Below are 6,295 nucleotides of genomic sequence, written 5' to 3'. Positions count from 1 at the left end.
GATGGTGGGTCGTGCTGGATTCGAACCAGCGACCAATTGATTAAAAGTCAACTGCTCTACCGACTGAGCTAACGACCCATCTAAATCATTTTTTTCAAACTGGTGGTCGTTACTGGGATCGAACCAGTGACCCCCTCCTTGTAAGGGAGGTGCTCTCCCAGCTGAGCTAAACGACCTGGGAATTCTGTCTCCACCGAGTGGAGAAAATGGTGGGTCGTGCTGGATTCGAACCAGCGACCAATTGATTAAAAGTCAACTGCTCTACCGACTGAGCTAACGACCCTCACCACGACCAGTTCCGACTGCATTACTGCTTCGGCTCTGACGGCGGCCTATATTACGGATTTAAATTTCCGGTGCAACAGAAAATTCGTAATTTAAATCCGTTTGCTCACTGTGCGTACAAATGCAGGCTGTTTTTACAGTAGCGTTACGAAAACAGTGACATACAGCAATGTTACAGCTTGGCCAGACTCTGTTTGGCCAACTGGGCTGGCGAGGTGTTGGGATAGCCCTTGATCACCTGCTCATAGAAGGATTTGGCTTCCGCCTTCTTGCCATCCAGTTGCGCCAGCATACCCAGCTTCAGCAGCGCATCGGCTCGCTTGGGGGATTTGCTGTATTTGTTGGCCACGGTCGAAAACTGGGCCGAGGCTCCGGCTCTGTCACCCTTGTTGAACAGCAGCTGGCCGAGCCAGTAGTGTGCATTGGGAACATAGCCCGAATTGGGGTACTGCTTGATGAAGCCCTGGAAAGCCGGAATGGCTTTGTCGTAGTTCTTCTCTTTGAGCACCATGTTGACCGCTGCGTCGTAGGCCTGATTCTCATCCTGATTGGTTGAGTAATTGGCGGCAGCAGCCGGTGTGGCAGCAGCGGGGGCCGGGGCGGCTGGAGCAGCTTGCTGGCTGCTGGCAACCTTGTCGAGCTCCTGATAGAGCTGACGCTGGCGCTCTTGCGACTGTTCCATCTGGTAGGTCTGCTGCTCCAGCTGACCCCGCAGCTCGGAGACCTCCCCTTGCAGGGAGTCGACCTGTTGCTGCAATTCAGCTTGCAGCCGCAGACGGGCATTGAGGGTGCGCTCCAGCAGGGCAACCCGATCTTCCAGGCTACCGGTGGGCACGATGGCGCCGTTGTTGCCACTAAGGACAACGCCACCACCCGAGTCACCGCCCAGATCGCTGACAGGAGCCGCAGCTTGCGCATTCAGAGCAACCATTACGGCCAGCGCAACGACAGCTTGCTTGTACACAGATTTCATTCGGATCAAACCTTAGCGTTTAGTACAGATAAAACGGCCAGCGCCATCGTCGCTCGCATATACAGATTTCATTCGGATCAAACCTTGGCGTTTAGTGCAAATAAAACGGCCATCGAAATGGCCGCTTGCATATAAACGAACTTCGTTCGGTTTAAACCTTAGTAAACCAGAACCGCGCGGCGGTTTTTGGCAAAGGCATCCTCGGTGTGGGACAGATCCAGCGGCTTCTCTTCGCCATAGCTGACGATGGAGAGCTGCTCGGCCTGCACACCCAGGGTTTGCAGATACTTGGCAACAGCCTTGGCACGACGCTCGCCCAGGGCGATGTTGTACTCCGGAGTACCGCGCTCATCGGCGTGACCTTCGATCAGGACTTTAACGCTCGGGCGCTCGCGCAGGTAGCTGGCGTGGGCATCCAGCAGATCAGCGTACTGACCCTGGATATCGTAACCGTCGAACGGGAAGTAGATCACGTTGTCACGCTGCAGTGCTTCGAACTTCTGACGCATCTGCTCTTCCGGGGACAACATGCCGTTGGCGCCGCCGGTTTGTACACCGCCCATGCCGTCGGTCATACCTGATTCAGCGCCAGCGGCGTCGGAATCAGAAGAAGAACTACAAGCGGCCAGGGTGAACAGTGGCAGTGCGATGGCCAAACCCTTGAGCAGTTTATTGAGTTGCATGCTATTTCCTTAAACCTTTATAACAAAACAAAAAACAATTGGATTTTTATCAATTCAAGAAGGGCGACCAAGCTGGTGCACGAATTTCACCGCTACTGGTCGGAAGCACAGCCTTGAAGCGACCATCAGTCGACACCAACGCGAGACTCTTACGACCCTGATAGATGGTGGCATAAATGATCATGCTGCCATTGGGAGCCACACTTGGCGACTCATCCAGAGCACTCTGGGTAAGGACCAACAGGGCATTGTTTTCCATGTCCTGACGGGCAATACGATACTGTCCCTGAACACGGGTCACCATCACCATGATTTTGCCATCAGGAGTGATGGATGCACCCTGGTTGGATTCACCTTCCCAAGTCATCCGGCGAGTCATACCAGTCGCCAAATTTACGCTATAAATCTGGGGTTTGCCACCACGTTCAGAGGTGAACAACAAATTTTGCCCGTCCGGCATCCAGGAGGGTTCGGTGTCGATCACACGGCTGGTTGTGACGCGGGTCAGCTGCTTGCTAGCGACATCAACCACATAGAGGTTCGGTGAACCATCTTTGGAGAGAACGATAGCCAGACGACGACCATCCGGAGACCACTCCGGCGCCCCGTTGATACCGCGGAAACTGGTGATCAGGCTGCGCTGCTGGGTGTAGATATCCTGTACGTAGATTTCGGACTTCTGGTTCTCGAAGCTCACGTAAGCCAGCTTGCTGCCATCCGGCGACCAGGCTGGAGACATCAACGGTTCGCGGGAGCGCAGCAGGGTTTTCTCGTTGTAACCGTCGTAGTCAGAAATACGCAGCTGGTACGGGAACTGGGTACCCTGCTGTACAGAGACATAAGCCAGACGGGTCAGGAAGGCACCGCGCTCGCCAGTCAGACGCTCATAGACGATATCTGAGATACGGTGGGCAAACTGGCGCATCTGGGCCCCCGGGATGGTCGCCATGCGGCTATCCAGAATGTAACCGTTGCTCTCGCCACCTTGCGCCTTGGCCAGCTGGCCTTTCAGCACATCGACCAGCTCGAAGTTGACCTTGTAAGTGCCGTCACCGACTGCCGAAATGGAACCCACCACCACGGCTTCAACCCCTTGGGAGGCCCAGGGAGCGAAGTTGATCTCGCTGCTGCTGCTCGGGGTCTGCGGCATCTGGCCACGGGCCAGCGGCTTGAACTTGCCGCTGCGCATCAGGTCGTTGGAGACCACTTCCGCGATGTCCTGCGGCAACTGCCCGTTACCTTCCCACTTGAAGGGGGCGACGGCGATGGGGCGTGCGCTATCAATACCGCCGGTGATGACGATGTCCAGGGCCGCCTGGGCACTCTGGCCCAGCAACAAACAGCCAACCAAAGCAAAAAATACTTTTCTGATCATGGCTTAAATACTCGGTTCCAATATAGATGAGAGGTTAAATTCCTTTCTCGGCGAGAGGTTGCCAACCGGAGGCAAGCAACCTCGTTTTATCACGCTTAGATACTCGGTTCTAACTTCAGGTTAAATTCCTTCAACATCTCGAATGCCGCAGGATCCTTGGGCACAGGCAGTTGATTGGCTTTCAGAACAGCCGCCTTACCGGAACGACAGACCGCCGGGTCACCCTGGCCGTTATCTACCGATATGACAAAGCCACTGCTCGCAAGACGTACGCCGATAGTACATGTTTTGCCCCGCATGGTGGGATCCAAAATCATATACCGCTCAACAGTGGCCTTGATGAGCGCCGCATATTTGTCGACTTCGCCCTGGGCTGCTGCCGATGCCGCCTGACTGCGGGCATTGGCCTCAGCCGACAGCTGCTGCTGCATCATCTCTTCCATCTCTTTTTGCAGCTTGGCCTGCTCGGCGGCTTTACGCTTGCGCTCAGCCGCGATCTTGGCCTGCTTTTCGGCTTCTGCCTTGGCTTTCTTCTCTGCGTCAGCTTTTGCCTTTTTCTCAGCCTCTTCCTTGGCCTTCTTCTCGGCCTCGGCTTTGGCTTTTTTCTCTGCTTCTGCCTTGGCTTTCTTCTCGGCTTCGGCTTTGGCCTTCTTGTCAGCTTCCGCTTTCTTGGCCTTGGCTTCTGCCGCCTTTGCCTTCTCTTCGGCCTCTTTCTTCTCTTGTTCCTTTTTCTTCTTCAGCGCCAACGCCTTGCTTTCGGCTTCCGCCGCTTTACGCTCGGCTTCGGCCTTCTTGGCCTTCTGTTCTTCCAGCTTGCGGGCTTCCTCGGCTTTTTGGGCCTTCTCTTCCGCCTGCTTCTGCTCGGCCACCTTCTTCTGCTTTTCGGCCTCGGCCTTGCGAGTCGCCTCTTCGGCCTGCTTGCGCTTGGTCTCGGCGATGCGAAGCTGCTCCTGTTTCTGAGCCAGCTCGCGCTTGGCGAGATCCGTGTCTTCCTTATCCTTCTCTTTCTCTACCTTTTGAGGCTTGGGCTGAGATTTCTGCTGCTGGATCTGCTTGGCCTGCTCGTTGAGGAAGTTCTCATCGAGCATGACGGCATTGACGATCTGCCCCTTCGATTCGGGTCGTTTCGGTTTGCTGAAATCGAGCCCGACAAACAGGATGATGCCGATGATCAGGTGCAGCAGAAACGACGCGATGAGATAACCGGAAATACCACGCTTCACATCCATCTCCGTTAGTTCACCGGATCTGTCATCAGGCCAACCTGAGGCACACCCGCTTTCTTGAGGGCCACCATCAACAGGATCACCTCTTCGTAGCGCACGGCCTTGTCACCCGCGACCACCACGGGGGCATTCTGGTTGATCGCCAGATAGCCCATGGCTTTTTCGGTGATGTATTGCTGCATCGCCTCTGGCGTGCCGCTTGGCACCGGCTCGTCATCGGCTTCACCAGCCTTGATGACATACTCGCCTTCGGTATTGACGCTGACGATGAAGGGCGGCTTGGCATCTTCCGGCAACTGCTCGGACTCAGCCTGTGGCAGATCCACCTTGACCCCTTGCGTGATCACCGGCGTGACTGCCATAAAGATGATAAGCAGCACCAGCATGACGTCGATATAGGGAACCACGTTGATCTCGGCCACCTTCTTGCGCCGGATCCGCTGATAGGTTTGCATTACTGATCACCCTGCTGCTGTGCAATTTGACGGTTCAGAATGGTGGTGAACTCGTCCATGAAGTTGGCGTAGGCGTTCTCCAGCCGCTCGACCTTGTTGGAGAAGCGGTTGTAGAAGATAACCGCCGGGATAGCGGCAAACAGACCCATGGCGGTAGCGATCAGCGCTTCCGCGATACCCGGTGCCACCATCTGCAAGGTAGCCTGCTGCACCTGACCCAGGGCGATAAAGGCGTTCATGATCCCCCATACGGTACCGAACAGACCGATATAGGGGCTGATGGAACCGATGGTCGCCAGCACCGGCAGGTTGGATTCCAGATCATCCACCGCGCGGGAGAGGGAGACACGCATGGCGCGGTAGGTACCATCCATCACCGCATCCTGACCACGGGCACCGGCCTTGAGCAAGCGGGCATACTCCTTGAAGCCGGAGTAGAAGATATCTTCCATGCCTTCGATATCATCGCGGCGGGAAGAGGACTCCTGATAGAGGCGATTGAGATCGACCCCTGACCAGAAGCGATCTTCAAACTGTTCCGATGCGAGATTGGCCGCCTTGATCGCCTTTGAACGCTGGATAATCAGCGCCCACGAGACAATAGACATGCTCATCAGGGTCATCATGACCAGTTTTACCAACAGGCTGGCTTGCCAAAAAAGGCCAATAAACGAAATTTCAGCGTGCACTTAACAGCACTCCCTTGATTTTTTCAGGTATAGCTACAGGTTTCATTTGCGGATGACTGACACAGGCTATCTGTACCATGGCCCGGGTGATCAGTCGTCCATCAGCCGCCAGGATCTGCTGCGAAAAGCGCAGGGATGCGCGTTTCACTTCAATCACTTGCGTTAATACATTCAATAGTTCATTAAAACGGGCCGCCGAGCGGAAATCGATCTCAGTTCGGCTCACCACGAAGGCATATCCCTCCTGCAGCCAGACGTCCTGTTCGACCCCTTTGGCACGAAGAAACTCGGTGCGAGCACGTTCCATAAACTTGAGATAATTGGCGTTGTAGACGATGCCCCCGGCGTCGGTGTCTTCGTAGTAGACACGCACCGGAAACTCAAAGACTTCCCCCATAACAATCTGTGATCCATTCGACAGTCAGATGGGGGGCTATCATAGCGCAGGGCTGAATAGGAAAGAAGCAGGGGGAGACAGGGAAATCCTGCCTCCCCCCGTTTTTTATGAAAGGAAATATGAATGTGTCAGCCAGAGGCCATACAACAAACTGGGCCAGGCGAGCCAGGGATTGAACAGCACACGTCCGGGCAGGCTTTTCAGATGAAAGC

The 6,295-nt window shown here is 55.1% G+C and carries 7 protein-coding genes and 3 tRNA genes; all 10 read right to left on the bottom strand.

All coding sequences use genetic code 11. The features are described from left to right. Positions 1 to 2 precede the first annotated feature (2 nt). Positions 3 to 78 (bottom strand) — tRNA-Lys (locus tag AB5Y92_RS00145). A gap of 22 nt (positions 79 to 100) precedes the next feature. Beyond that, positions 101 to 176 (bottom strand) — tRNA-Val (locus AB5Y92_RS00140). A gap of 31 nt (positions 177 to 207) precedes the next feature. Then, positions 208 to 283: transfer RNA gene (locus AB5Y92_RS00135), tRNA-Lys, on the bottom strand. Between the two features lie 174 nt (positions 284 to 457). Then, the gene (gene ybgF / locus AB5Y92_RS00130) at positions 458 to 1,258 is read right to left on the bottom strand and encodes a tol-pal system protein YbgF (protein WP_064341673.1); all 801 of its coding nucleotides are present in this window, start codon (positions 1,256 to 1,258) and stop codon (positions 458 to 460) included. Positions 1,259 to 1,416: 158 nt separating this feature from the next. Then, positions 1,417 to 1,941: a peptidoglycan-associated lipoprotein Pal gene (gene pal, locus AB5Y92_RS00125; RefSeq protein ID WP_005313284.1), complete on the bottom strand. Its 525-nt coding sequence runs from the start codon at positions 1,939 to 1,941 to the stop codon at positions 1,417 to 1,419. A 49-nt stretch (positions 1,942 to 1,990) separates the two neighbouring features. Further along, a complete protein-coding gene (tolB, locus tag AB5Y92_RS00120; protein ID WP_005335728.1) occupies positions 1,991 to 3,316 on the bottom strand; it encodes a Tol-Pal system beta propeller repeat protein TolB in 1,326 nt (441 codons plus the stop codon). A gap of 95 nt (positions 3,317 to 3,411) precedes the next feature. Further along, positions 3,412 to 4,545, bottom strand: a complete 1,134-nt coding sequence (gene tolA, locus AB5Y92_RS00115; RefSeq protein WP_013723471.1) for a cell envelope integrity protein TolA — start codon at positions 4,543 to 4,545, stop codon at positions 3,412 to 3,414. Between the two features lie 5 nt (positions 4,546 to 4,550). Beyond that, positions 4,551 to 4,997 carry a protein TolR gene (gene tolR, locus AB5Y92_RS00110; RefSeq protein ID WP_005354757.1) on the bottom strand — a complete coding sequence of 149 codons (447 nt, stop codon included), beginning with the start codon at positions 4,995 to 4,997 and terminating at the stop codon, positions 4,551 to 4,553. Next, positions 4,997 to 5,686 carry a protein TolQ gene (gene tolQ, locus AB5Y92_RS00105; RefSeq protein ID WP_005335735.1) on the bottom strand — a complete coding sequence of 230 codons (690 nt, stop codon included), beginning with the start codon at positions 5,684 to 5,686 and terminating at the stop codon, positions 4,997 to 4,999. Before tolQ ends, tolR begins: the two co-directional genes overlap by 1 nt. Then, a complete protein-coding gene (gene ybgC, locus AB5Y92_RS00100) occupies positions 5,676 to 6,083 on the bottom strand; it encodes a tol-pal system-associated acyl-CoA thioesterase (protein ID WP_337074956.1) in 408 nt (135 codons plus the stop codon). The genes tolQ and ybgC overlap by 11 nt, the downstream gene beginning before the upstream one ends. Positions 6,084 to 6,295 lie beyond the last annotated feature (212 nt).

It is taken from the genome of Aeromonas sp. R1-1 (assembly GCF_040908495.1).
Classification (GTDB): domain Bacteria; phylum Pseudomonadota; class Gammaproteobacteria; order Enterobacterales; family Aeromonadaceae; genus Aeromonas; species Aeromonas veronii.
Note: the sequence above shows the minus strand (reverse complement) of the source record. Positions and strands in the feature narration are given on the sequence as shown.

Coding starts and splice junctions, on each gene's coding strand:
- tolR (WP_005354757.1), bottom strand. CDS start 4,997: ATGCAAACCTATCAGCGGATCCGGCGCAAGAAGGTGGCCGAGATCAAC.
- ybgF (WP_064341673.1), bottom strand. CDS start 1,258: ATGAAATCTGTGTACAAGCAAGCTGTCGTTGCGCTGGCCGTAATGGTT.
- pal (WP_005313284.1), bottom strand. CDS start 1,941: ATGCAACTCAATAAACTGCTCAAGGGTTTGGCCATCGCACTGCCACTG.
- tolA (WP_013723471.1), bottom strand. CDS start 4,545: ATGGATGTGAAGCGTGGTATTTCCGGTTATCTCATCGCGTCGTTTCTG.
- tolB (WP_005335728.1), bottom strand. CDS start 3,316: ATGATCAGAAAAGTATTTTTTGCTTTGGTTGGCTGTTTGTTGCTGGGC.
- ybgC (WP_337074956.1), bottom strand. CDS start 6,083: ATGGGGGAAGTCTTTGAGTTTCCGGTGCGTGTCTACTACGAAGACACC.